The sequence below is a fragment of the Lentzea guizhouensis genome (assembly GCF_001701025.1).
Taxonomy (GTDB): domain Bacteria; phylum Actinomycetota; class Actinomycetes; order Mycobacteriales; family Pseudonocardiaceae; genus Lentzea; species Lentzea guizhouensis.
Genome location: NZ_CP016793.1, coordinates 4,080,774 through 4,103,402 on the forward strand (window position 1 = coordinate 4,080,774; position 22,629 = coordinate 4,103,402).

Here is a 22,629-nt window from a genome sequence, read left to right on the forward strand (position 1 = left end):
CTCAGCTCAGGGACGCCAGCCGCTGCTCGACCTCGTCCGCGGAGGCATGACCGCGGGCGAGCGCGTACGCCTTGTCGTCCTTGACGGCGATCAGCGTCGGGAAGCCGTTGACGCCGAAGCGTGCCGCGGTCGCGAAGTCCACTTCGGGCTGCGCGCTGTGGAAGGCCGCGACCACCGCGTCGGCGTCAAGGCCGAAGCCGGTCGCGATCCGGCGGTAGGTCTCGGGGTCGTTCAGGCTCTGCCCGTCGTGGAAGAACGCCTGCTGCACGGCGATCGCCAGCTCGGCCGCGCGGCCGGGGGCCGCCTCGCGCAACGCGGCGACGCCTCGCGCGGCGGCCTCGGAGTCCATCACGAACTCGCCCTCGTCGAGCAGCTCGTTGAACGCCTCGCCGAACCGGGCGCCGGTGCGCGCGGTGACCTGCACGTTGGCGTCCTTGATGAACCCGAACTCCCTGATCGGCACGCGGCGCGACCCGGTGAACAGGCCACCGGAGACGACTTCGACGGGCAGGTCGGGGTGGCGTTCGGTGACGGCGCGCAGGGTGCCGGAGAAGGCGTGCGACCAGCCGCAGTAGGCGTCGAAGACGTAGACGAGCTTCACGACCGGGTACAAGCGCACGCCGGGCTCAGACATTCCCGCCGATCATGTCGATCGCCTGTCGGGCGAGCCACGCCTCGGCCTCGTCCCAGCTCCAGCCGCACTCCCTGACCAGCGTCCGCCAGGCGCCGAACCCGAAGCAGAACCACAGCACGTCCGCGGTCCTCTCGACGTCCGTGCCGAGCAGACCCTTGTCGCGCAGGTGTTCCGCGACCTCGGTCAACGCCTGCCGGTACGGCCCGGTGCTCTGCTCCCACAGCCGCGCACCGTCCTCGTGCACCGGTATCGCCGCGTGGAGCACCTCGACGACCTGCTGCCCGCCCTCGTTGCCCATCCGGGTGCCCCGCGCGAGCAACGTCATCGCCTCGGCCACGCTGCTCGTCTCCCGGATGGCGGCGAGCGTGGCCGCCGAGTCGCTCTCCGCGACCGACTCGGCGACGATCTGCTGCAGCACGTCGGACTTGCCGCCCGCACTGGAGTACACCGTCTGCGGCGCGACACCGGCCCGTTTGGCGATGTCGGCCACCGTCACGCGGGCGTACCCGTTGGCGGAGAACAACTCCGTCGCCGCGCGCAGGATGTCCCGCCGGGTGTCGGCGGCATCCCGCGCCCGGCGCGGCGAGTGGTACGACCTCGTCATCGACCTTCTTCCAGCATCGCTGCCACCTCGTCGGCAGAGGGCATCGCCGCGATCTCCGCGGCGATCGTCGTGACATTCTGCTTGATGCCCGCGTCCGCCAGCACGCCGCGCACCGCGTCCACCAGCGCCTCCGGGGTCTGCGCCGGCGGCAGGAGCGCCACCCCGGCACCCGCCGCGGCCACCCGCTCCGCCTGGAAGAACTGGTCGGCGCCCTGCGGCAACACCACCAGCGGCACCCCCTTCTGCAGCGCCGCCGACGTCGTGCCCGCCCCGCCGTGCGTGACCACGACGTCCACCCCGTCCAGCAGGTCCTCCAACGGCGTGAACCCGACGAACGTGACCCGCTCACCGTCCACGGCGAACTCCTCCGGGTTCGTCGACAGTCCCAGCGTCACAACGACATCCGCGTCCTCTTCGGACAACCCGCGCAGCAACGGGCTGAGCTTCGCCGGCTCCCCGAAGTACGTCCCGAACGTCACCAGCACCCGCGGCCTGCCCGGCACCGGCAGCTTCTCCGACGCCTCTCCCGGCACCCGGAACGCCTCCGGCCGCAACGGCGACCACCCCTGCGGCTTGCGCCACCCCTGCGCCGTCATCGACGAGGGCCACGTGTCCAGCACCCACCGGCGATCCGCCGGCGCCAGCCCCCGCTGCTCGTGCCGCCCCTGCGCCATCGCGTCCATCGCCTCCGTGAACGGCGGTGGCATCGGCGGCCCGAACATCAACGTTGCCACCGGCACCCCCGCCGCCGCGGCGACCAACGGCCCGACGTAGTCACACGCCTCGACGACCACCAGCTCCGGCGCGAACCCCTTGGTCACCTCCAGCGCCTCGTCCGCCGACAGGTCGACCCGCGTCCCGGCGAAGAACTCCGCCACCGTGTCCGGCCGCGGGTCGTGCGCCGGGTCCGCCCCGATCCTGCGCGCGATCTCGGCGAAGAGCGCCTCCGGCATCGGCCCGGCCGGCAACAGCCGCAAACCCTGCTGCTCGACCACCGGCCGCATGCCCTCCGCGGTGAGCACCGCGACGTCGTGCCCGCGGCCGGCGAACGCGCGGGCGAGGGGGAAGAGGGGCAGCAGGTGGCCGTGCTGGGGGACGCTGGAGAAGAGGATTCGCATATTGAAAAGAGTACCCCTCTAACGAATTGAGACGGGTGCCGTGGATCTTTTCCACGTCGTAGCGTGGGGCGTTGGGGTGATGCCGGGTGGCCGAATTCGAGAACTCCGTGTCCGGGCAGGTCAGCGGCAACGTCGTGCAGGCGGCGTCGATCGGCAGCGTCCACTTCCATTCCGGCCCACCGGGAAACCCGGTGCCCCGGCAGCTCCCGCCGGCGCCGCGGCTGTTCGTCAGCCGGGACGACGAGCTGACCGCGCTCGACCGGTGGCGGGAGCACGAGGGCGACCAGCTGCTCGTGGTCGTCAGCGGACCCGGTGGTGTCGGCAAGACCTCGCTGGCACTGCGGTGGCTGCACGACACGCGCGAGCAGTTCCCGGACGGACAGCTGTACGTCGACCTCGGTGCGCACGCCGAAGCCGCCCAGCCGGACGAGGTGCTGGAGTGGTTCCTCGGCGCGCTGGGCGTCGAGGTGGTGCCGCCCGGTCTGCCGCAGCGGCAGGCGTTGTTCCGCTCGCTGACCGCCGGTCGCTCGTTCTCGGTCCTGCTCGACAACGCCGCCAGCGCCGGACAGGTGCGTCCCCTGCTGCCCGCGTCGGCGAGCTGCGTGGTCGTGGTGACGAGCCGGTGGCGGCTGAGCCCGCTCGGCATGGACGGCGCGCGGTTCATCGAGGTGGACCCGATGGGTGTGCAGGCGTCGGTCGAGCTGCTGGAGCGGGTGCTGGGCGAGCACCGGCTCGCGGTCGAGGCCTCCGCCGCGAGGGAGCTGGCGCGGCTGTGCGGCGGGATGCCGATCGCGCTCGGGGTCATCGGTGCCCGGCTGTCCCGCCGGCCGCGCCGCACCCTCGCCAGGGAGGTCGACGAGCTGAGAACCGAGAACCGCCGGCTGGCCAACCTGGACCTCGGCGGCTCCGCCTCCGTGAGCGCGGTGCTCGACCTCTCCTACGTGGACCTGCCGCCGCGACAGGCCAGGCTCTACCGCCTGACCTCGTGGCATCCCGGGCCGAGCTTCGGCGTCGAGGTCGCCGCGGCGATGCTCGCCGAGGACGTCGGAGAGGTCGAGGACGACCTGGACGACCTCGTCGAGAAGAACCTCCTCAGCGAGGTCGGTGACGACCGCTTCCGGTTCCACGACCTCCTGCGCCTGCACGCGCGGGAGCAGGACGACGCCGACGTCGAGGAGGCGGTGCGGCGGGCCGTGGAGTTCTACCTGGACCGGGCGGTCGTCGCCGACTCCGCCGCGATCCCGGGCCGCCCGCGGGTGGGGCTGCGGTTCAAGTCCGCAGACCCGGACGCGTTCGGATCACGTGCCGAGGCGCTCGACTGGCTCGACCACGAGCGCGACAACCTCGTGCAGTCGTTGCGCGCGGCCGAGAGCCACGGCTGGCCGGAGCTGGTCTGGCAGCTGGCCGAGGCGATGTTCGCCCTGTTCCAACGCCGGCACCACTACTCGGACTGGCTGTTCACCCACCAGCTCGCGGTCGCCGCGGCGCAGGCGTGCGGCGAACAGACCGCCGAGGCCAGGTTGCGCGTCCAGCTCGCCGTCGCGCTGCGGAACCTCGGCAGGCTCGACGAGGTCGAGGAACAGGTGCGGGTCGTGCTGGAGCTCGCGGGTGACCACGACCTCGGCAGCCGGGCGACCGCGCTGGTGCAGCTCGGACACGTCCACCGGCTCCAGGGCCGGTTCGAGGTCGCGCTGCGGTACTTCCGCGAGGGCGTCGACGTGGAGACCAGGCACGGACGTGTCCGCGGCATCGGGCTCGCCCGGCGGCGCGTGGGCGAGGTGCTGATCGAGCTGGGCCGCCTGGACGAGGCCGTCACCGAGCTGCGGGAGTCCGAAGCGTTGCTGGACAACGTGGTGGACAAGGCGCGGGCGCGGATGTTCCTCTCCCGCGCGCTGCTGCGCGCCGGCCGGTGCGACGAGTCGCTCGCGCTGGCGGACGGCGTGCTCGCGGACGTCCGGGACGCCGGCTCACCGCTGCACGTGGCCGATGCGTTCGAGCTGCTGGGCGAGATCGCCGAACGGCAGGGCGACCTGGGCGGCGCCCGCGACCACTTCCGTGCCGCGCTGGCTTGCTACGGCGAATCGTTCGACCCGAGCGCCGACCGGGTCAGGGACCGGCTCACCGCTCTCGATCGGGACGAGGACGAGCGAGCAGCCGACGTACCTGCCCAGCAGGAGCCCGGCGACCGCGAGGGCGACCTCCGCTGACGGCGCGGCAGCAGTCAGCAGCACGTCCGCGATCGCCCACCACCTCCGTGCCGCTCGGTCGGTGCGGACCAGCAGCACACCGCTTTCCCTGTGCACGCCCTCGTCAACGAACACGGCTCACCGGCACCGGTGCGACCGGGGCGGCGTGGGCGGGTTCGCCGACGCCGATCAGCTCGTACATCTTCGCGCGCAGGATCTCCTTCGCGCGGTCGAGACGCGAGCTGACGAGCTCCGCGAAACCGGGCACTCGCACGGCCTGGCCGAGATCGTCGTCGTACCTCGGGACTCGGTCTCTCAGCACGTCCGCGAGGCTGCCCTCGCGGACCTCGGGACAGGTCGCGAGCAGCACCCGCCGGCCGATCGCGGCCGCGTACTGCGTCGTCGAGCCGTGGTCGCCGATGACGACGTCGCTCGCGATGATCGTTGCCCGCCAGCCTTCCTCGGGCGGGATGACGATCACGTCGCAGCCGGCCAGCCAGGCGTGCACCTGCCGGGTGCCGTGCGCCGCGGCGATGTTGGGGTGCAACACCGCCGCGACCCGAGCCTGGCGCGGCAGTTCCCGGTACAGCTCGGGACGGCGGGCGAACGTCGACTCCGGCGTCCAGGTCGAGCTGATCGTCACCAGCATCTCGTCCGGCTCGACGCCCAGCGCACGGCGGTAGTGCTCGCGGAACGGCAGGCTCGCGCGCATCCGGTCGAGACAGAGATCGCCCGCCACCACGGCCCTGTCCACCGCTTCCGGGCAGGACTCGGCGAGCACGTCGAGCTCCCGGTCGTGCGACAGCACGATCGCCGCCGCGTGCACCTTGCCGTCGCGCATGAGCAGCTGTCGATCGAGCCCGTGCACCGGCTCCGCGGTGTGGCGGACGGTGCGCCGTGACTTCATCGCGCTCGCGCCGTGCGGGAGCACGAGAACGGGACCCGGCGCGCGGTCGACGAACCGGTAGCTCGCCGCGAGGACGAGGTCGAACTCGTGCTGCAGAGCCAGTTCCCACGGGATCACCAGTCCGCCGGCCGCGGTGACGAACGCGGCGGTGGCACCACACGGTTCCGGCAGCGTGAAGTAGACCTGCAGGCGGAAGTCGGCGTCCAGCAACGGCAGCAGGTCGAGCAACCGCGTGCCGGCCACCACGCTGGGGACGATCACCAGCACCTTGCGGCATCCGGGAATCGTGACCCGGTGCGCGCCGCCCGCACCGAGCGGGGTCGTGAACCAGTTCATCTCGGCCTCCATCGGTCGAAGTGGTGAACCGACCGTCCCGGCCCATGTCTTCATCGAGCTGTCAGAAACCGTTCGTGCAGTTCAAGCGCGAGCTGATCAAGGTGGTCCGAGGTTTTCGCAGTGCTATTCACACGCTCATGTCAATGGACTGTCACGTAACTGTCACGTTAGGCCGCACGTGTGCGTTGCATTGCCGGTGGATGCGGAGGACACTTTGTGCGGGGACGCGAGGGGTGGCGCTGGTGGATGCGCGATTCACGATTCTGGGACAAACGGGGATACGGGTCGGGGACGCGGTCGAGAGGCAATGGGGACCGCTGAAGCCGCGCGCCATGCTGGCTGTGCTCCTGACCCGTCCGGGACAGCCGGTACCTGCGGCGGAGCTCGTCGACTGGGTGTGGGGTGACGACGACGACTTGCCGAACAACCCGGTTCAGACGCTGTACTCGTATTCGTCCAGAATTCGCCGCGCCCTCGAATCGATGCAGAACCGGGTGGAATTGACGGTCGCCAGTGGAGCCTTTCGCATCGAGGTGGACCGCAGTGCGGTCGACTACTTCCAGTACCGTGATCACGTCGATCGCGCGCGTGATCTCGCCCGGCGCGGCGATCATCAACAGGCTTTGGACGCGATTCGCGGCGCATTCGCCATCTGGCGCAACCAACGTCCACTCGAGGACCTCAAATCCGAACGCGCCGACGCCTGGCGCGCCCAGGCCGAGCAGAACGTGCAGGTGCCCGCATACGAACTGCTGTGCACCGAGTACCTCGTGCTCGGCGAGTACCCGCGCGTTCTCGAGGAGCTCGACGAGCTCGCACCCGACTACCTCGCCCACCCGACACTGCTGAAGCGGCGCCTAGAAGCGCTGTACTCGCTGTCCCGCACGGACGAGGCGACCCAGCTCTACCTGAGCACCTACCAGTCGTTCAAGGCGGCGTTCAACGACGATGCGGCCCGCGACCTGCGCGAGTTCCACGAAGGCCTCAAAGCCCACGGCGTCGCACGCACCGAACCGCTGACCGGCACTGCGGGAGTGCTGGTCCCTCAACAGCTCCCCCTGGACGTTCCGACGTTCGTCGGACATGCGCACACCCTTGCAGCCTTGGACACGATGACCGCGCAGCCCGGCATCATCCTCGTGAGCGGTGCGGGAGGTGCGGGCAAGACCGCACTGGTCGTCCACTGGGCGCACACCCGTCGCGCGATGTTCCCCGACGGCGTGCTGTTCCTCGACCTCCAGGGGTTCTCCGACAGCGCGAACGTGGAGATGTCCTCGGCAGTCGACCGCTTCTTGCAAGGCCTCGGCGTGCCGCCCGACCGGATCGCGAACCCCGACCACCGGCTCGCCAAGCTCCAGTCCGTGGTAGCTGGCCGCAGACTGCTGGTGGTGTTGGACAACGCGGCTGACTCCGACCACGTGAAGTCTCTTCTGCCGCTCTTCCCGACCTGTGTGATCATCGTGACGAGCCGCAGGCGCTTGTCCGGTGTCGCGGCTCGGCTCGCGCCGCAGCGGATCGTGATCGATCCGCTCGACACCGACGAGGCCGCGGCCCTGCTCGTGGACCGCATCGGCGAGCGTGGTCGCGGGCAGCCGGAGTTGGTCGAGCTGGTTCAGGTCTGCCACGGCCTTCCGCTCGCGCTGAAGGTGCTGGCGAACCACATCGCCACCCGGCCGGCGGTGCGGCTCAGCGCGTTCGTGGAGCACTTCCGCGAGCGAGGCGTGCTCGACATCGGAGCCTCGCACGGTCCCCGTGCGGTGTTCAAGCAGTCCTTGCGTGCCTTGGACCCGGATGCCCGCCTGCTGTTCCGCGCGATCGGCGCGCATCCGGGGCCGAACGTCACGGTGGGTGTGGCGGCGGCGATGACGGCGATGCCGGCATGGAAAGTCCATGCCGCACTGGATGCATTGGCCGAAGCTCATCTGCTGGAGCAGGCGGGGGAGCTCGACCGGTTCCGGTTGCACGACATCTTGCGGCAGTTCTCGGCGAGCCTGTTGGAAGAGGCCGAGGAGCGCCGGCTGTTCGAGCGCCGCATGCTCGACTTCTACCTGAGGACGGCGGAGAACGCAGACGTCCGCGTGATGTCCACAATGGTCAGGGTGTCGACCGTCGACGCAAGTGAAGACGTTGGGGCGCTGGAGTTCGAGAATGCGGCCGCGGCGCAGCGTTGGTGCACGGCCGAGATGTCCAACCTCGTCTCGTTGGTGCGGTTCGCCGTCAGTGCCGGTCATTTCGAGTACGCCGTGCAGATTCCCCAACTGGTCGGGCAGATCTGGTTGCAGCGCGGTCGCACGGCCGAGGTCCTCACCGTTCTGCACGCCGGGTTGTCGGCGGCTCAGTCGCTCGGGGAGCAGGCCGAGGTGGCCGCGGCCGACCTGATGCAGCAGATCGGACACACTTACCTGCACCGCCAGGAATACGGCCTTGCCGAGCACTTCGTCCACCTCGCGCACCTGGGCTACGTGCGCGCGGACGGCGATCAGACCTCGGGGATCGCGACCTGTCTGCACACCGGCGCGCGCATCCTGGTGGCCACGGGCAACACAGCGCTTGGAATCGACTCCCATGAGAGAGCTCTCGCCCTCGTCCGGCGGCTGGGAGAAGCGGGTCGCGGCATGGAGCAGGTCTTCCTGTACCGGGCCGGGGAGGCGTACAAAGAAGCCTTTGACTACCAGCGGGCCGCGCTGTACTACAACCAGGCGTTGGCGCTGGCGGAATCGCGGCACAGCGAATCGGCGGAAGCCACGATTCTACAGCTGCTCGGCGCACTGAGTTTCGCTGGTGAACGAATTGTGGAAGCGCGCTCATACGCTGAAGCTTCCCTGTGGAAGCACGCACGCATGCACGCCGTTGGCAAGGCGGGCGAGGTGTGCGCTTTGCTCAGTGAGATCGAGCTCGTCGACGGTAATTTGTTGAAAGCTAAACGGTACGCCCGTCAGGCTATTCGCCTTTGTGGGCAGGCCGGGGCATCACCCCTCAGTGAGGTGACAGCGCTTCGGGTGCTCGGTCGCATTTTGAGTGGGGCCGATCAGCGTGAGGGGGCTGTCGAGGCGTTCGAGCGCGCAATAGCCCTCTGCGTCGATCCGATGCGCTGCGAGCAAATCGCCGTTGAGTTGGCGGACCTCCAGGCTGAGCGCGGCCTGCCGGAGGCCCGCACTGACCAGTCGGCAGCGCATCGAGAGCACGGCTCGGCGGTTCGCCAGTAGGCGAACCGCCTCCGCCGCGAGTATCTTCTCGCTACTCCAGGTCCGATCGAGTGTCACTCGTTCCCCTGATTTCTGGGCGGGTTTGCAGAAGATCCAAGCCTCTGCGTAGTCTTTACCCGCCGAGTGGAATTCTCCCCGGCACGTCCCCGCCTGTGATTGAGGGAGAGCAAGATCAACGCCTTCATGAAGGTGCTCGCGATGTCCGTGTTCGGTGCAGCTGCACTCACCGGTGTTTCCGCGATGGCCGCTGCTTCGGAAGTCTCTGCCGCGCCGGTCGAACTGCACTGCTCGAAGTGGTCCGCCACGCCGATCGAGACGCAGTCTCGGCATTGGGTGGATGGCAAGTCTCCGAAGAACGGACTGCTGAACTGAGTCGAGTCGAAATTCCTCGACTTGTTGAAGATGATTCGGATTTAGGTGTTGGTCAGGCGGGCGTCGCCGCGTCCGCCTGACCAGCAGACCTGAGTCGATCGATGCAGGACAGCACGTAGCAGAGCTCGCTCACCTGAGTCGCGGAACGCCCTCGGCCTGTACTCGCTCAGCGCCTGAGTCCGGTGGCGGCGCCTCCGGCACGTGCCCGGTCGACGTTAAATCCATCTCGTACCGGGGGCCAGCCGCCGCACGTCGTCCGCGCCGGGTGACAACAGGCCGTTCTTGATCTTGGACCGCTTTGGCTGCGTGAACGCGGCCTGGCCGGCTGCCTTCAGATCATCGGCAGATCCTGTCGGTCGAATGGCCGCAAACGTACCGCCGGACGGGTCAGGCCGTCGAGCCCACTCCCTTGATCCTGCCCTCCCGGAACGCGTCCACGAACAACCGGTGGTCCTCCCGCGTCTGCCCCGCGTAGTCCAGCGCGAACGTCACGATCGACTCCGCGAACTCCTCCTCGCGCGACCCGATCGCCGCCGCGATGGCCTCCTCGCACTGGAAGTCCACGAGGGTCTGCGCGGAGTCCTCGTCGGCCACGCAGTGCATCTTGGCGGTGGCGCGGCCCAGGTAGTCGAGGACGGGGAGCATGTCGGCCGGTTCGGTGAGGTCGGACCAGTCGAGGTCGGCCTCGTAGGGGGAGAGCTCGGAGACGACGTAGCCGACGCCGTTGATCTCGGTGTGGCCGAGCCACGGGTCGGCGTGGGCCTGGAGGGCGCGCTGGGAGACGGCGGTGCGGTGGCCGTGGTCGGTGAAGTACTCGCGGATGCGTTCGTCGGGGACGATGCGGCTCGGGGCGGCGACGTTGGCCTGCTTCATGGAGAGGACGACGTCGTTCTCCAGGGCTTGGGTGCGGCCCTCGACGAGGATGTTGTAGGCGTGCAGGCCGGCCGAGCCGATGCCGAAGCCGCTGCGGCCGACCACGTCCTTGACGGTGTAGGTGCGGCTGCTGGCGCGTTTGCCGTGCGGGATGGTGTCCAGATAGGACGCGTAGGCCTCCTCGACGGCGGCGCGGACCTCGTCGGAGAGCTCGTGGGTGCCTTCGCGGTCGCGGCGGAACACCCGTTCGTAGTCGCGGATCGTGGTCTTCTCGCGCAGCAGGTCGATGCGGGTGGCGAGGCGGGCGTGCTGCAGGACGCGGTGCAGGGCGCCCTTGGTGTTGTCGAGGCGGAGGCTGAAGAGCTCGTCGTCGGGTTTCTCGACGAAGTGGTGGACCTGGGCGACGTAGGAGGTGACGTAGGTGCGGATGAGGTCGGTGATCACGCTGTCGGGCAGTGCCTTGCGCCAGCCGAGCAGGGCCATCGACGCGGCGAAGCGGCGCAGGTCCCAGGTGAACGAGCCCAGGTAGGCCTCGTCGAAGTCGTTGACGTCGAAGACCAGCGTGCCCTCGGAGTCCATGTAGGTGCCGAAGTTCTGCGCGTGCAGGTCGCCCTGGATCCAGATGCGGCCGGTGCGGTCGTCGGCCCACTCGTCCGGGAGCTCCGCCATGTCGCTGTAGAACAGGCAGGCGCTGCCGCGGTAGAACGCGAACGGCTCCGCGGCCATCTTGCGGAACTTGTGCCGGAACGCGGCCGGGTCGGCGGTCATCAGGTCGGTGAACGCCTCTTCGAGCACGCTCACAATGCGGTCGCCACGATCGGTCACGGCGGCACCCCTCTCTCCTGACGACAGGACGCAAAGCCCACCACGCCGGTGCCGCGAGCGCACGGTGCGCGTGCAAATTTCGCCGCCGGTTCGACCCGCGTTGACCTGGTTCCGGACGAACCGGGCAGGAATCGAGAAGCAACCCGGCCGGCGCGTGCCTAGCGTCGCGGGCATGTGCTTCATGTTCGGCGCCAGCGAGGAACAGGTCCGGCACGCGCTCGGCCTCGTCGCCGGGAACGGCTGGGACGAGGCCGAGCGGGACGAGGAGCCGGGTTACGCCTTGCACTCCAGCAACGTCTGCGTGGAGCTGCCGTCGTAGAGCGCCGGGTCGACGGCGGTGCAGTGTTGCGTGATCCACTCCTGGCGGCCGTTGTCCGTGCCGCCGGGACCGCGCATGCCCGTGCCGCCGGCGTTGCCGAGCACGAACTTCAGCTCGCCCTCGCTCACCCACGCCTGCAGCTGACCGACTGACGGGGCGTTGTCCGAACCGGAGAACCCGCCCATGCCGATGACGACCTCGTCGGAGCCCATGATGAACGGCGACGCCATCTGCGCGGAGCCCGCGACGGCGAGGGTGATCCCGGCGCCGCCGCTGTTCTTCTTGGCGTAGTCGAGGATCTTGCGCTGTTCGTCGGTGAGCTCACGGCCGCCGAACCCGGGACCGCCCATCTGCTGGCCGCGGTTCGCCCGGCCGTTCGGCGCCTGCTGGGTCCCATCAGGTGCTTGCTGCCCGTCCGGTGCCTGCCGGCCGTTCGGAGGCGTCTGGCCCGGTGTCCGGCCCGGCGCCTGCCCGTCGCGGAAGAACATCCCGCCACCACCATCAGCCGGACCGGCCGCCGGCATCACCCCGTTGCCGCTCGCCGTCGCCGCCGTCGCGGTCGACCACACGGCGGGCACCAGCAGCACCGCCACCACCGCGGCGACCAGTCCGGCCCGGCGCAGCCCCAGCAGCAGCACGACGACCGCCACCGCGGCCACCACGACAACCGCCCAGCGCGCCCACCCGTGCCACGACGTGTCCCGCGAGACCACCAGGAACGCCCACGCCGCCGTCACAGCGACCGACACCGGCAGCAGGAACCGCACGAAGCTCCTGGCCCGCCAGAACATCACCAGGCCGGCGGCGCTGATCGCGGCCACGGCCGGCGCGAGCATCGTCGTGTAGTACGGGTGGAAGATGCCCTGCGCGAAGCTGAACACCACCATCGTCACCAACAGCCAGCTGCCCCACATGAACCAGCCCGCGCGCTCGGCCGCGTCACCGGGGACCTTCGCCCGCCGGCGCAACACGCCACCCGCGGTCATCACGACGAGCACCAGCAGCGACAACGGCAGCAACCACGAGATCTGCCCGCCGACCGCGCTGTCGAACATCCGCGTCGCACCGGCCTGACCACCGAACATCGCCCCGCCACCGGGCCCGGAGACCTCCATGCCCGCCGGCGGCTGACCGATCATCCGCTCACCGCCACCGCCCCGGTTGCCGCTGCCGCCGAACACCCGGCCCAGGCCGTTGTAGCCGATGATCAGATCCCACGCGCCACCGTCGGCCGACCCGCCGATGTACGGCTTCGAGCCGGGCCAGAACGCGTGCAGCGCCACCCACCAGAACGACGACACGACCAGCACCCCAGCAGCCGCGGCCAGGTCAGCGATCCGCCGCTTCAACGGCGAGTTCGACGCCACAAGGTAAGCCAGCGCGAAGCCCGGCACCACGATCCACGCCTGCAGCATCTTCGTCAGGAACCCGCAGCCGATGAAGAAGGCGCACCACAGCAACCACTTCGTCCGCACCCGGCTCTCGGCGGCCTGCACCGACCGCGTGAACGCGTAAGCCGCCGCGACCAGCATCAGCACCAGCAACGTGTCCGGGTTGTTGTCCCGGTTGATCGCCACCGTGATCGGGGTCAGCGTGAAGATCAACGCCGCGAGCAGCGCCACCTTCTCGTCCGCCCACCGCCGGACCGTGCGGTGCAGCAGGAACACCGCCGCGACGCCCTCGACGACCTGCGGCAGCAGCACCGCCCAGCCGTGGAACCCGAAGAGCCACACGGAGACCGCCTGCGGCCACAACGCCATCGGCGGCTTGTCGACCGTCACCACCCCGGCCGGGTCGAACGACCCGAACAGGAAGTTCGTGAACGACGTCGACATCGACTTCGCGGCGGCCGCGTAGTAGGAGTTGCCCACCTGGCCCGCGCCGATCTGCCACACGTACAGCGCACCGGCGGCCACGCAGATCGCCGCGAGCGCCCAGGCCGGCCACCGCGCCGGTCGGGTTTCGGCAGGCGTGGCAACGGGTGCGGCCACCTCGACAGCGGCGGTCATGCTGGTTCCTTTCGGTCGTCCCGGCGGAACACCCAGCTCCGCAACAGGAAGAAACGTCCCGCCGTGCCGAACGCCGACGAGCCGAGCAGCACCGCCAGCTCCAGCAGGCGGGACGGGTCTGGTTCGGCCGCGTGCAACACGAGCAAAGCGGCCGAGGTGAACGCGTAGTAGAGGCCGAACACCACGAACCCCTGCAGATGGGTCTTGCCGCGGGCGGTGTTGCGGGCCGTGAAGGTGAAGCGCCGGTTGGCCTCCGTGTTGAACAGGGTGGTGATCACGAGCGCCAGCAGGTTCGCCGTCAGCACCGGCCACCACGTGCGGAAGACGCCGTACAGCGCCAAGTTCGCGAGCGTCGACACGACACCGATCACCGCGAACGACAGCACCTGCCAGGACAGCCCGCCCTCGCTGCGGCTCAGCACCGCGTCGGGGTGGATCGCCCGCGGCTCCGGGCGCCGCGGCAGGTCCGGCACGCGCGCGGTGCCGTTCGCCTTGGCCTTCGCCACCCGGACCAGCCCCAACACGTCGTCGAGCGCGGTGCCGAGGACGTCGACCCGGCTGTCCACGTCCTCGACCCAGTCGACCGGCACCTCGTGCACCCGCAAGCCGTTGTGCTCGGCCAGGAGCAGCAGTTCGGTGTTGAAGAACCACGCGTCGTCGCCCGCCCGTTCGAGCAACGGCCGGACCACCTCCAGCCGGGCTGCCTTGAAACCGCACTGGGCATCGCTGAACCGAGCGCCGTGCGTGAGCCGGATCAACGCGTTGTAGGCGCGCGACACGAGCTCGCGGCGTGGTCCGCGCACGGTCCGCGAACCTGGCGCCAGCCGGGAGCCGATCGCGAGGTCGGAGTGACCGTTGACCAGCGGCGCGACCAGCGGCAGCAGGCCGTCCAGCCCGGTGGAGAGGTCGACGTCCATGTACACGACCACGTCCGCCTCGCTGGCGCCCCACGACTCCTTCAGCGCGAGCCCGCGGCCCTTGCGGTCGAGGTGGTGCACGCGCACCCGGTCGTACCGCTGGGCCAGGTCGTGCGCGGTGGCCAGGGTCGCGTCGGTGCTCGCGTTGTCGACGACCACGATCGACCAGTCGAACGGGAACTGCTCGCGCAGGAACGCGTGCAGCACCTCGACGCACCCCGGCAGCGCGCGTTCCTCGTTGTGGACGGGGATCATGACGTCCACGGCCGTCGTGGTTCTCCCGTCACGGCGCCGCACCGGGGCTGGCGCTGGGCTGACCGCCATCTGCTCTCCGTTCCACAGTGGACACTTTGCGTCGTTCCGCGGTCCAGGTTTCCGGTGCGGTCGTGAGAACGTCCTTGGCTTCTGCTGAGAGATTCGTGAGAGCCCGCGTGCTCACACAGCGGGCTCACAGACTCCGGCCCTACCGTCGCTGTCATGCGACTGCTGGTGGTGGACGACGACCCGGACGTGCGGGACAGCCTGCGGCGCAGCCTGGAGTTCGAGGGCTACGAGGTCACCACCGCCGCGGACGGCGCGGAGGCGTTGCGCCGGCTCACCGGTGTGGACCTCGCGATCCTCGACCTGATGATGCCGGTGCTGGACGGGTCGGAGGCCTGCCGCCGGTTGCGCGCGGCCGGCGAGCGGTTGCCGGTGCTGATGCTCACGGCGCGCGATGCGTTGGGGGACAGGGTGACCGGCCTGGACGCCGGTGCCGACGACTACCTCGTCAAGCCGTTCGCGCTGGAGGAGCTGCTGGCCCGCGTGCGCGCGTTGCTCAAGCAGAACCGCCGCCGAGCCGCGCCGTCGCCGCTGCAGTTCGCCGATCTGCGGATGGACCCCGTCGAACGCGCGGTCTGCCGCGGCGGCGGCAGGCTCGACCTGACGCCGACCGAGTTCGACCTGCTCGAGGTGTTCCTCGCCCATCCCGGCCGGTTGCTCACCAAGCAGCACCTCAAGCACGCCGTGTGGGGCCACGACCACGGCACCAACAACCTCGACGTGTACATCGGCTACCTGCGCCGCAAGACCGAGGCCGGTGGTCGCCCCCGGCTGCTGCACACCGTGCGCGGCATGGGTTTCATCCTCCGCGAGACGTCGTGAAGGGGCCCGTGCTGCTGCGCAGCAAGCTCGCGGTCATCACCGCGTGCGTGGTCGCTGTCGCGATCGCGGGCATCAGCGTCGTCACGTGGCTGGTCACCGAGCACAACCTCCGTTCGCAGCTCGACAAGTCGCTGATGGCGAGCCTGCCGCCGCCGGTGCGCCTGCCGCCGCATCCCGGCGAGATCCGTGTGTTCAAGCTGCGCTGCGACGAAGGCGTGCCTGGTCAGGGGCTGCAGCAGGTGCTCCAGGGCATCCAGGAGCTCCGGCCGGACGGCACCAGCTGCGCGCCACCCGGCGTCGACCCGGTCGTCACCACCACCGCCGACCTGCAGACGCCGACCACGACGTTCCGCGACGGCGTGACCAGCTCAGGAGCCTCGGCACGGGTGCTGCTGCAGCCGCTGGACAACGGCAACGTGCTGGTGCTCAGCCGCAGCCTCGCCGAGGTCGACGGCACCCTCGCCACGCTCGCCGGTGTGCTCGTGAGCGTCTCCCTGCTGGGGGCGTTGCTGGTCGCCGCAGGTGGCCTGTGGCTCACGAGGCGCGCGCTCGCACCGATGGAACGCCTTACGGAAACGGCCGAGCACATAGCCCGCACCGAGGACCTGACGACGCCGGTCACCGTGTCGGGTCAGGACGACGTGGGGCGGCTCGGCCGGGCGTTCACCGCGATGACCGCCGCGCTGGCCGAGTCCCGCCGCCGCCAGCGCGACCTGGTCAACGACGCCGCGCACGAGCTGCGCACGCCGTTGACCAGCCTGCGCACCAACATCGACCTGCTGGTGCGCGCCGAGCACACCGGTCGCGAGCTGCCGGACCGCGGTGAGGTCCTGGACCGGGTGCAGGCCCAGAGCCGGGAGTTCGGCGACCTGGTCAACGAGCTCGTCGTGCTCGCGCGCGACGACCGCGAGCTGGCCCGCGAGCCCGTCGAGGTGGCCGCGGTCGTCGACCGAGCGGTGCGGCGCGCCCGCAGCCGGGCCCACGACCACGTCTTCGACGTCGAACGCGCCGAGTGGTCGGTGCTCGGCGACGCCGGCGCGTTGGAACGCAGCGTGCTGAACCTGCTGGACAACGCGGTGAAGTTCGGACCGGCCGGGTCGATCATCACCGTGCGGTCGCGGCCGGGCTGGCTCACCGTCACCGACGAGGGGCCCGGACTGCCCGTGGAGCACCGGAAAGCGGCCTTCGAACGGTTCTGGCGCGCTCCTGGCGCGCGGGGCCTGCCCGGTTCCGGCCTGGGGCTGGCGATCGTGGCGGACATCGTCGCCGGGCACGGCGGATCGGTCCGGTTCGTGCCCGGCGGACGTGGCGCCTCGGTGCGCGTCGAGCTGCCGCCGCGGTGCCCCGGTGGTGCGTGAGACCTGCGGGTATCGTAGGGCCGTGGCTGGGACACGGGACGCGAAGCAGCGCGTCATGGACGCGACGGTCGAGCTGATCCGCGAGGGCGGTCTGCGGGCCGCCGCTCCCGCCGCGATCGCCGAACGGGCCGGCGCGGGCAAGATGTCGCTCTACCGGCACTTCGACGGCAAGGACGACCTGGTGGCCGAGGCGTTGAAGGACTACCTGCCCCAGCAGCTCGCGTTGCTGCTGGGCCCGTGGGACGCCCCCGACCCCAGGCAGCGCATCCTCGACGTGTTCGACCGCCTTGCGCGCGTTGCCGACAACGGCACCATCAAAGCGTGTGTGTACGTCACCACACGCCTGGAGGCCGCGGACGCATCGCATCCGGCGGCGCCGTTGGCCGTTACGTACAAGAACAACGTCGTGAAGGCCTTCACGGACGCGTTGGCCGAGATGGGTCATGCCGATCCTGAGACGACTGGACGCATGATCGCCATGCAGGTCGACGCGGCTGTCGTGCACGCGATCGTCTACGGCAACGCACGGCCCGTGCACGATGCACGCCGCATCGTGGAGATGCTGCTCAATACGGCCTGACCGCCAGCACGTCCTCGATGGCGCCGGACAACGCCGCCCGCGTGTCCGTGGTGAACCGGTCGGCGAGCACCTCGGTGCGGTCCTCCAGCAACGCCTTGACCGTCTGCGCGGCGAGGTCCTCCGCGGTGATCTTCGGTGCGGTGACCGCCGCGCTGAACTCCGTGTCCACGAAGCCGGAGTGCACGCCGACGACCAGGGTCTGCGGCAGGCCGACGCGGAGCGCGTTCGTCAACGACCACGCCGCCGCCTTCGACGCGGCGTAACCGGGCATGGTCCCCGACGTCCACCACGAGGCCACTGACAGCACGTTGACGAGCGCGCCGCCGCCGTTGCGGGAGAGCGTCGGAGCGAACGCGCGCGCTACCTCCCACGGCCCGAACACGTTGGTTTCCATGACTTCCCGCGCGACGCTCAGCGGCCCGTTGAGCAGCTGTGCCTCAACGCCGCTCATGCCGGCGTTGTTGACCACGATCGTCACGTCCTGTGCGAGCTCGGCGGCCTTGGCGATGTCGTCGGGGTTGGTGACGTCGAGCTTGACCGGGGTGAGCCGCGGGTCGGTGACCGTCTCGGGCCTGCGGACGGCCGCGTACACCTTGGTGGCGCCGTTCTCCAGCAGTGCCAACGCGATCGCGTGGCCGATGCCGCGGTTCGCCCCGGTCACCAACGCGACGGATCCCTCGATCTGCATGGTCGTACCCTTCATGAGGCAGGCTTATGAGACCTCAAGGTCTCGTGAGACCTGAAGGTATCACAAGCTCGTGCGTCAGTAGCGGTACGGGATGCGTGCCAGGGGTTCGACGAGTTCGCGTTCCTCGTAGGAAAGGTGTGACAGCAGGGTGTCCGTGAGCACGTCGACCGCGGCTTGGAGGTCGACGATCTTGAGCGGGTCGGCGACCGTGGCCACCAATGCGGCGTCCACGCGTTCAAGCACGTCGTGGATAACACGGTGTTCTTCGCTGAGACGGTCGAGCACGGGCCCAAGGCGTTCATCGCCCTTGCGCAGCTGCGGGTACAACGAACGGTCTTCGTGCGTGTGGTGGATGGTGACCAGACGGCAGTAGCTCTCGCAGTACGCGCCCATCGCCCAGTTGTTCTGGCGCATGGTCATCGTGTTGATCTCGCTGCGGGCGGCGCCGACGCCGAGCGTGCCGTTCGCGACCTGCTGCACCAGTGAGCGGATCTTGGTCAGCTCCTGCCGCAGGTGGTCGTGCACGTCGATCAGCTGCCGGCTCAGCGCCGTGCCGGACCGCGAGTAGACGGCGTCGGCGGCCGGCGCGGGACCGGTCGGGCGCGCGGACTCGTCCCACAGTCGTTCCGCGGACAGCTGCGTGCCGTCGTCCGGCGTCGGGGTCACGCCCAGGCTGCTCGGAACCTGGTGGCGTGGCTGGTGTTCGGCGGTCACGAGCTCGCGCACGGCCGGAACGACCTCCTCGGCGAACCGCTTGAGCTCGTCGTCGTTGTCGACCATGAGGATGAAGCCGCTGATGCCGTGCGTGAGCGCCAGGTCGGCGAGCTGCTCGGCGGTGAGGTCGGCGGTGATGTTGTAGAGCCGCCGGATGGCGCTGGGGGAGCGGCCCGCCTCGTGCGCGGCGTCGTCGATGATCCGGTTCATGGCGCCGAGCTGCTCCGGCGGCGCGTACGGGCTCGACGGCAGCCACCCGTCGGCTTTCCGGCCGGTCAGCTGCAGCATCCGCTTCTTGTAGGCGCCGAGCCAGATGCCGATGTCGTGCGCGGGGAACGGGCCGGGGCGCGCGCCGTTGAGCGAGTAGTGCTTGCCGTGCAGGCGAAGGCCGCGCCCAGGTGTCCACAGTGCCCTGATCACGTCGATGGCCTCGTCGAGCGCCTCGACGGACTCCGGTGGTGTGCGGTGCGGGCCGTCCATGGCCGCGATGGCGTCCCAGAACGCCCCGGCGCCGAGTCCCAGCTCCACGCGCCCGCCGGTGATGAGGTCCAGACTCGCCGCAGCGCGCGCAAGGACCGCCGGTGGCCTGAGGGGGAGATTCGCGACGTTGGGGAACACGCGCACGTTGCTCGTTGCCGCCGCGAGCACCGACAAGGACGTCCACGTGTCGAGGTGCGTCGCGTTGTACGGGTGGTCCTGGAGGCTGACCAGGTCGAGTCCGAGCACGTCAGCGGCCTGCGCGAGCCGCAACGTGTCGCTGAACCGCTCCGCGGCGGGCGGCAGGAACACGCCGAACTCGAGCGGGTGGCCGTAATCTGTCATGCCGAAAGTATGCCATGCAGATGTTCTGTGTAAAGACGTTCTGTTCGGGCTACTATTGGTCGGGTGACCGCACTCGATGAAGACTTCGGCTGGACGCTCGGCGTGGTCTTCCGCGCGTACGTCAAGGCCACGAACGCCGCGGTCGGCGACCTGCCCGGCGGCCACCGCGGCTACCAGATCCTCACCGCCGCGACCCGTGACCAGCCGGAGAGCCAGTCCGCGCTGTGCCAGCAGCTCGGAATCGACCGCACGGTCATGACCTACCTGCTCGACGACCTCGAACGCGCCTCGCTGGTGACCCGGCGGCCCGCGCCGGCCGACCGGCGCACCCGGCTGGTGGTGGCGACGGAGGTGGGGCGCACCCGGCTGGCCGAGCTCGACCTGCGGCTCTCCCACGCCGAGGCGCACGTGCTGTCGGGCCTGCCGGAGGGCGACCGGGAGACGTTCAAGGCGCTGCTCTGCCGGTTGGCCGGGCACGTCAACGAGCTCGACCCGGTGCCGAGCGCGTGCCAGGCCGTGCAGGACATCGCGGAGAGCAGGCCATGACGGCGAAGGTGCTGTACGTCGCCATCGCGCTGCTGGTCGCCGTGGCCGGTGGGCTGGCCGCGGTGTGGTTCCGGCAGCGGGAAGGACATCACGGCTACTGGCTCTGGCTGGGCGGCGCGTGGGTGTTCGTGATCGTGGCGTTCATCGGTTTGCTGGTCTTCCGGAGCTTCGGTCTGCTGTAGTCCCGATTCCGGAAGATCAGCCGGCGTTCACCTCGGCGACGCGTTGGCCGTTCAGAATGCGCGCCTCCGAGCTCTCCGAGGAGGACCACGTGGTCCGGTTGTGCACAGGCCTGGTGGCCTTCGTGTTGCTGGTGACGGCCGCGCCCGCCGCGGCGACGGCACCGGCGAGGTTCCAGCGCTTCGACACGATGCCGGTGTTCCGCAACAGCTCCGCGGCCGAGCACACCGCCGCTGAGATCGCCGCCGCCACCGCGGACGGCAAACTGGTCGTCTACACCGACTCGCCCGCGCGCCGGATCGGTTTCGCCAGGCCGGGCCGCAAGATCACCCCCGACGGCGTGCTGGCGATGCCCGGCGAACCCACGTCGGTCGACATCCTCGGCGGCCTCGCGCTGGTCGCGGTCAACACCTCGAAGTCGTTCACCGAGCCGTCCGGCCTGCTCGTCGTCGTCGACCTGGCGCGGCGCACGATCGTGGCCACGCACGAGCTCGGCGGCCAGCCGGACTCGATCGACATCTCTAAGGACGGCCGGTACGCCGCCATCGCGATCGAGAACGAGCGCGACGAGGACGTGAACGAGGGCGAGATCCCGCAGCTCCCCGCCGGTTACCTGCAGATCGTCGACCTCGTCGGCAAGCCGGACTCGTGGCAGCTGCGCGAGGTCTCGCTGACCGGCCTCGCCGAGGTCGCCCCGTCCGACCCCGAGCCCGAGTACGTGAGCATCAACGGCCGCAACCAGGTGGCCGTGACGTTGCAGGAGAACAACCACATCGCGGTCGTCGACCTGCGCTCCGGCCAGGTCCTGCGCCACTTCTCCGCCGGCACCGCCACCGTCGCGGGCGTCGACACCGAGGACGACGGCAAGATCGCGCCGACCGAGACCATCACCGCCGCCCGCGAACCCGACGCCATCGCCTGGCTCGACGACCACACCCTCGCCACCGCCGACGAGGGCGACTACGCCGGCGGCTCCCGCACGTGGACGATCTTCGACGCCACCTCCGGCCAGGTCGTGTTCTCCTCCGGCAACTCCCTGGAACAGGCCGCCGTCAAGCAGGGCCAGTACCCCGACGGCCGCTCGGACAACAAGGGCGTCGAACCGGAAGGCCTCGCCGTGGCCACCTTCGGCCGCGACCGCTACGCCTTCGTGGGCCTGGAACGCGCCAACCTCGTCGCCGTCTACGACGTCAACAACCCCCGCAAGCCCCGCTTCCTCCAGGCCCTCCCGACCGGCGTCGCCCCAGAAGGCCTGCTGCCGATCCCCGCCACCGGCACCCTCGTGGTCAGCGCGGAGGAAGACTCCGACGGCATCCGCTCGTCCCTGACCGGCTACCGCCTCACCCGCACCCCGCTGGCCTTGTCGTTGCAGCGCAACCAGGGCACGCCCTCGATCACCTCCGACGGCATCGGCTTCGGCGCCCTGTCGGGCCTCTCCGGCATCCCCGGCAACGCCCGCGACGTCGTCGCCGTGACCGACGCCGCCTACACCCCGACCCGCATCCTGACCATCGACACCCAGGCCGCCCCGGCCCGCGTTCGCCGTGAGTTGACGCTGACCAAGAACGGCGCCGGTGCCGGCTACGACGGCGAGGGCATCGCCGCCCGTCCCGGCGGCGGCTACTGGCTGGCCGTGGAGGGCGACGGCAAGAAGTCGCCGAACCTGCTGGTGGAAGTCGCCGCCTCGGGTGCCGTGGTCCGCGAGATCCCGCTGCCTGCCGCTGTGGCTTCCGCTGCGACCAGCAACGGCTTCGAAGGCGTGACGGTCGTCGGCCGCGGCCGTTCCGAGCAGGTCTGGCTCGCCGTCCAACGCGAGTGGAAGGCCGACCAGCCGGGCCAGGCCACCCTCGCCCGGTACACCCCGGCGACCGACTCGTGGGCGTTCGCCGCGTACCCGCTCGACGTTCCGCAGGCCGGCGCCTGGATCGGCCTGTCGGAGATCACCGCGCTGAACGACCGCACCCTGCTCGTGCTGGAACGCGACAACCAGCGCGGCGACGCGGCTCGTGTGAAGAAGGTCTACCGCGTCGACATCAGCCGCCTGACGCCGGTGCCGGCGGGCGTGGTGAAGCCGGTCGTGTCGAAGACGCTGGCTCGCGACCTGCTGCCGGCACTCGCGGCCGATGGCGCCGCGGTGCACGACAAGCCGGAGGGCCTGGCCGTGGTCGGGTCGTGGCCGGTGCAGCGGCTGGTCGGCGTGGTGGACAACGACGGCGTGGACGACGCGCCGGGCGAGTCGGTGTTCCTGCGCCTCGGCCGCATCTGAGTCCTGTTCCGCGCTCCGGTCGTGCT

At 70.1% G+C, this 22,629-nt stretch carries 19 protein-coding genes; 10 read left to right on the plus strand and 9 right to left on the minus strand.

Translation table 11 applies throughout. The annotated features are described in order from the left end of the window. Position 1: 1 nt before the first annotated feature. The 3 genes from BBK82_RS20410 to BBK82_RS20420 are packed head-to-tail and all read right to left on the minus strand — an operon-like array spanning position 2 to position 2,356. Positions 2 to 634, minus strand: coding sequence for a DsbA family protein (locus tag BBK82_RS20410; protein WP_237048285.1), 633 nt, complete (start codon positions 632 to 634; stop codon positions 2 to 4). Continuing rightward, positions 627 to 1,238 (minus strand): TetR/AcrR family transcriptional regulator, encoded by a 612-nt coding sequence (locus BBK82_RS20415; RefSeq protein ID WP_065916431.1) that lies wholly within the window; start codon positions 1,236 to 1,238, stop codon positions 627 to 629. Before BBK82_RS20415 ends, BBK82_RS20410 begins: the two co-directional genes overlap by 8 nt. Next, complete coding sequence (locus tag BBK82_RS20420) at positions 1,235 to 2,356, minus strand: glycosyltransferase (protein WP_065916432.1); 1,122 nt, start codon at positions 2,354 to 2,356, stop codon at positions 1,235 to 1,237. The genes BBK82_RS20415 and BBK82_RS20420 overlap by 4 nt, the downstream gene beginning before the upstream one ends. 86 nt (positions 2,357 to 2,442) lie before the next feature. On the opposite strand from BBK82_RS20420, the gene BBK82_RS20425 reads away from it, so the two are divergent. Next, positions 2,443 to 4,563, plus strand: a complete 2,121-nt coding sequence (locus BBK82_RS20425; protein WP_065916433.1) for an ATP-binding protein — start codon at positions 2,443 to 2,445, stop codon at positions 4,561 to 4,563. 103 nt (positions 4,564 to 4,666) lie between these two features. Here BBK82_RS20425 and BBK82_RS20430 read toward each other — a convergent pair whose 3' ends face one another. Continuing rightward, complete coding sequence (locus tag BBK82_RS20430) at positions 4,667 to 5,785, minus strand: hypothetical protein (protein ID WP_154697397.1); 1,119 nt, start codon at positions 5,783 to 5,785, stop codon at positions 4,667 to 4,669. Positions 5,786 to 6,018: 233 nt separating this feature from the next. On the opposite strand from BBK82_RS20430, the gene BBK82_RS20435 reads away from it, so the two are divergent. After that, positions 6,019 to 8,991, plus strand: coding sequence for an ATP-binding protein (locus BBK82_RS20435; protein ID WP_065916435.1), 2,973 nt, complete (start codon positions 6,019 to 6,021; stop codon positions 8,989 to 8,991). Positions 8,992 to 9,174: 183 nt separating this feature from the next. Continuing rightward, positions 9,175 to 9,363, plus strand: coding sequence for a hypothetical protein (locus BBK82_RS20440; RefSeq protein ID WP_154697398.1), 189 nt, complete (start codon positions 9,175 to 9,177; stop codon positions 9,361 to 9,363). A gap of 387 nt (positions 9,364 to 9,750) precedes the next feature. On the opposite strand, the gene BBK82_RS20445 is transcribed toward BBK82_RS20440, so the two are convergent. Further along, positions 9,751 to 11,004 (minus strand): DUF2252 domain-containing protein, encoded by a 1,254-nt coding sequence (locus BBK82_RS20445; protein ID WP_237048406.1) that lies wholly within the window; start codon positions 11,002 to 11,004, stop codon positions 9,751 to 9,753. A 229-nt stretch (positions 11,005 to 11,233) separates the two neighbouring features. Here BBK82_RS20445 and BBK82_RS50380 point away from each other — a divergent pair, with 229 nt between their 5' ends. Continuing rightward, positions 11,234 to 11,380 (plus strand): hypothetical protein, encoded by a 147-nt coding sequence (locus BBK82_RS50380; protein WP_154697399.1) that lies wholly within the window; start codon positions 11,234 to 11,236, stop codon positions 11,378 to 11,380. Here the strand turns inward: BBK82_RS50380 and BBK82_RS20450 are convergent. After that, positions 11,335 to 13,389 (minus strand): ArnT family glycosyltransferase, encoded by a 2,055-nt coding sequence (locus BBK82_RS20450; RefSeq protein WP_065916437.1) that lies wholly within the window; start codon positions 13,387 to 13,389, stop codon positions 11,335 to 11,337. The genes BBK82_RS50380 and BBK82_RS20450 overlap by 46 nt on opposite strands. After that, entirely contained in the window at positions 13,386 to 14,630 is a 1,245-nt protein-coding gene (locus tag BBK82_RS20455; RefSeq protein ID WP_065916438.1) for a glycosyltransferase, read from the minus strand. The genes BBK82_RS20450 and BBK82_RS20455 overlap by 4 nt, the downstream gene beginning before the upstream one ends. A 153-nt stretch (positions 14,631 to 14,783) precedes the next feature. Between BBK82_RS20455 and BBK82_RS20460 the strand changes: the two genes are divergently transcribed. The 3 genes from BBK82_RS20460 to BBK82_RS20470 are packed head-to-tail and all read left to right on the plus strand — an operon-like array spanning position 14,784 to position 17,387. Next, positions 14,784 to 15,449 carry a response regulator transcription factor gene (locus BBK82_RS20460; protein WP_065916439.1) on the plus strand — a complete coding sequence of 222 codons (666 nt, stop codon included), beginning with the start codon at positions 14,784 to 14,786 and terminating at the stop codon, positions 15,447 to 15,449. Further along, positions 15,446 to 16,807 (plus strand): sensor histidine kinase, encoded by a 1,362-nt coding sequence (locus tag BBK82_RS20465; RefSeq protein WP_237048287.1) that lies wholly within the window; start codon positions 15,446 to 15,448, stop codon positions 16,805 to 16,807. Before BBK82_RS20460 ends, BBK82_RS20465 begins: the two co-directional genes overlap by 4 nt. A 22-nt stretch (positions 16,808 to 16,829) precedes the next feature. After that, positions 16,830 to 17,387, plus strand: coding sequence for a TetR/AcrR family transcriptional regulator (locus BBK82_RS20470; protein ID WP_154697400.1), 558 nt, complete (start codon positions 16,830 to 16,832; stop codon positions 17,385 to 17,387). Here BBK82_RS20470 and BBK82_RS20475 read toward each other — a convergent pair. Together BBK82_RS20475 and BBK82_RS20480 are read right to left on the minus strand one after the other, a co-directional pair. Next, positions 17,374 to 18,075: an SDR family oxidoreductase gene (locus tag BBK82_RS20475; RefSeq protein WP_065916441.1), complete on the minus strand. Its 702-nt coding sequence runs from the start codon at positions 18,073 to 18,075 to the stop codon at positions 17,374 to 17,376. The two genes, BBK82_RS20470 and BBK82_RS20475, sit on opposite strands and share 14 nt — an antisense overlap. A 75-nt stretch (positions 18,076 to 18,150) precedes the next feature. Continuing rightward, complete coding sequence (locus tag BBK82_RS20480; protein ID WP_065916442.1) at positions 18,151 to 19,611, minus strand: LLM class flavin-dependent oxidoreductase; 1,461 nt, start codon at positions 19,609 to 19,611, stop codon at positions 18,151 to 18,153. A gap of 63 nt (positions 19,612 to 19,674) precedes the next feature. Here BBK82_RS20480 and BBK82_RS20485 point away from each other — a divergent pair, with 63 nt between their 5' ends. The 3 genes from BBK82_RS20485 to BBK82_RS20495 are packed head-to-tail and all read left to right on the plus strand — an operon-like array spanning position 19,675 to position 22,603. Then, positions 19,675 to 20,157 (plus strand): MarR family winged helix-turn-helix transcriptional regulator, encoded by a 483-nt coding sequence (locus BBK82_RS20485; protein WP_218920639.1) that lies wholly within the window; start codon positions 19,675 to 19,677, stop codon positions 20,155 to 20,157. Beyond that, the gene (locus BBK82_RS20490; protein WP_065916444.1) at positions 20,154 to 20,339 is read left to right on the plus strand and encodes a hypothetical protein; all 186 of its coding nucleotides are present in this window, start codon (positions 20,154 to 20,156) and stop codon (positions 20,337 to 20,339) included. Before BBK82_RS20485 ends, BBK82_RS20490 begins: the two co-directional genes overlap by 4 nt. 56 nt (positions 20,340 to 20,395) lie before the next feature. Next, positions 20,396 to 22,603: an esterase-like activity of phytase family protein gene (locus BBK82_RS20495; RefSeq protein WP_065916445.1), complete on the plus strand. Its 2,208-nt coding sequence runs from the start codon at positions 20,396 to 20,398 to the stop codon at positions 22,601 to 22,603. Positions 22,604 to 22,629 lie beyond the last annotated feature (26 nt).

Coding starts and splice junctions, on each gene's coding strand:
- BBK82_RS20410 (WP_237048285.1), bottom strand. CDS start 634: ATGTCTGAGCCCGGCGTGCGCTTGTACCCGGTCGTGAAGCTCGTCTAC.
- BBK82_RS20415 (WP_065916431.1), bottom strand. CDS start 1,238: ATGACGAGGTCGTACCACTCGCCGCGCCGGGCGCGGGATGCCGCCGAC.
- BBK82_RS20420 (WP_065916432.1), bottom strand. CDS start 2,356: ATGCGAATCCTCTTCTCCAGCGTCCCCCAGCACGGCCACCTGCTGCCC.
- BBK82_RS20430 (WP_154697397.1), bottom strand. CDS start 5,785: ATGAACTGGTTCACGACCCCGCTCGGTGCGGGCGGCGCGCACCGGGTC.
- BBK82_RS20440 (WP_154697398.1), top strand. CDS start 9,175: ATGAAGGTGCTCGCGATGTCCGTGTTCGGTGCAGCTGCACTCACCGGT.
- BBK82_RS20445 (WP_237048406.1), bottom strand. CDS start 11,004: ATGACCGCCGACCCGGCCGCGTTCCGGCACAAGTTCCGCAAGATGGCC.
- BBK82_RS50380 (WP_154697399.1), top strand. CDS start 11,234: ATGTGCTTCATGTTCGGCGCCAGCGAGGAACAGGTCCGGCACGCGCTC.
- BBK82_RS20450 (WP_065916437.1), bottom strand. CDS start 13,389: ATGACCGCCGCTGTCGAGGTGGCCGCACCCGTTGCCACGCCTGCCGAA.
- BBK82_RS20455 (WP_065916438.1), bottom strand. CDS start 14,630: ATGGCGGTCAGCCCAGCGCCAGCCCCGGTGCGGCGCCGTGACGGGAGA.
- BBK82_RS20460 (WP_065916439.1), top strand. CDS start 14,784: ATGCGACTGCTGGTGGTGGACGACGACCCGGACGTGCGGGACAGCCTG.
- BBK82_RS20475 (WP_065916441.1), bottom strand. CDS start 18,075: ATGCAGATCGAGGGATCCGTCGCGTTGGTGACCGGGGCGAACCGCGGC.
- BBK82_RS20480 (WP_065916442.1), bottom strand. CDS start 19,611: ATGACAGATTACGGCCACCCGCTCGAGTTCGGCGTGTTCCTGCCGCCC.
- BBK82_RS20490 (WP_065916444.1), top strand. CDS start 20,154: ATGACGGCGAAGGTGCTGTACGTCGCCATCGCGCTGCTGGTCGCCGTG.
- BBK82_RS20495 (WP_065916445.1), top strand. CDS start 20,396: ATGCGCGCCTCCGAGCTCTCCGAGGAGGACCACGTGGTCCGGTTGTGC.